The following is a 1,514-nucleotide window of genomic DNA, read 5'->3' on the forward strand; positions in this document are numbered from 1 at the left end:
GGCTCTTTGACGACAAGACCAACGCCTGGTGCCGGCCGGACGCCGTCGCAACAGCCCCGGCCGCGCCGACGACGCCTGCGCCTGCGCCTGCGCCTGCACCTGCGCCTGCGCCGTAAACCCGCCGCCGGTTCTGTTTCTCAGAGATGCCTCCGGCGGCCGGGGGGGTACAAACCGGGTACATAGGTAACAAGTTGACTGGGTACATGGGTAACACTTTACGATCCACGGCGGAGGTGATCCATGCCGTGGAAAAAGGTGGACCCCATGGAGGAACGACTCCGATTTATTTCGGAATTCCAAGAGAGCAAATGCTCCTTGTCTGCTGTCTGTCGCCAGTTCGGCATTAGCCGGAAAACAGGATATAAATGGCTTCACCGATTTGAGCTCGGAGGTCTTGAGGCGCTTAACGAAAAAAGTCGTGCCCCACATGACTGTCCTCATAGGACTGAGGCATGGCTCATAGATGCAGTCATCGTATTGCGCCGGCAAAGACCAACCTGGGGGCCACGAAAGATAGCAGCCAAACTACTGCAACAAGGGATGGCTCCACCTGCTCCCAGTACAATTGGTGATATTCTTTCGCGAGCTGGCCTCGTAGAACCAAGAAGGACCAGTCGTCGAGTGGGCATTCGAAGTTGGCGAAGTGGTGTGACTAAACCCGAGCGGGCGAATCATGTTTGGTCGGTTGATTTCAAGGGCTGGTTTCGCACAAGAGATGGAATGCCATGCCATCCGCTGACTGTAAGTGATCTCCATAGTCGCTATTTATTGAGTTGTACGCCTCTCCACAGCCAACGCGGCGAACCTACTGAGCAAGAGTTTGGGAAGATATTTGAAGAATTTGATCTTCCTGAGATAATTAGAGTCGACAATGGATCACCCTTTGGCTCGACAGGACCCTGGGGATTAAGTCGTTTGAGTGTTGGTTGGCTGAAGCTTGGTGTCCGCGTGGAATTCATTCGACCTGGCCATCCAGAAGAGAATGGCAGCCATGAACGTATGCACCGGACCATGAAATCGGAAACAACGCGTCCACCAGAAGCAACTTTACATAAGCAGGCAATTCGACTTGAGCAATGGCGGCAAGTGTACAACGAAGAAAGACCTCATGAAGCCATTGGACAACAAGTCCCTGCGTCTTTGTACAAGCCATCAACCAAGAAATATGCTGGGAGCTTCAAGGAATTTGAGTACCCTCAGTGGTACGAACCGCGGCGTGTTCGAACAGATGGGACGATTTTTTGGAAAGGGAGGCAACGTTTTATTGGTGAAGCGTTCGCCAACTCCACGGTCGGATTAATCGAAAATGCCCTGGGCAATATCGACGTTTATCTTGGAGAATTGCCCTTAGGGGTATTAGATGGAAAGAGCGTATCAGGTCTAATTTCCAGAGGAAAAAGACTCAATACGCTCATGGACAATTTGACCCGATAAACCTGTTACCCATGTACCCGGTCAGGCTGTTACCGATGTTCCCGGTTGTACAGGGGATGATCCCCCCGGCCGCCGGAGGC

At 52.7% G+C, this 1,514-nt stretch carries 1 protein-coding gene; it reads left to right on the forward strand.

Translation table 11 applies throughout. From position 1 onward, the window contains the following. Window positions 1-240 precede the first annotated feature (240 nt). Window positions 241-1,434 (forward strand): integrase core domain-containing protein, encoded by a 1,194-nt coding sequence (locus tag DSOL_RS26065; protein WP_075367595.1) that lies wholly within the window; start codon window positions 241-243, stop codon window positions 1,432-1,434. Window positions 1,435-1,514: the final 80 nt, after the last annotated feature.

Source organism: Desulfosporosinus metallidurans, assembly GCF_001936615.1.
GTDB lineage: Bacteria > Bacillota > Desulfitobacteriia > Desulfitobacteriales > Desulfitobacteriaceae > Desulfosporosinus > Desulfosporosinus metallidurans.

Bases quoted from the DNA above. Each gene is read 5' to 3' on its own strand.
- DSOL_RS26065 (WP_075367595.1), top strand. From the start codon at position 241: ATGCCGTGGAAAAAGGTGGACCCCATGGAGGAACGACTCCGATTTATT.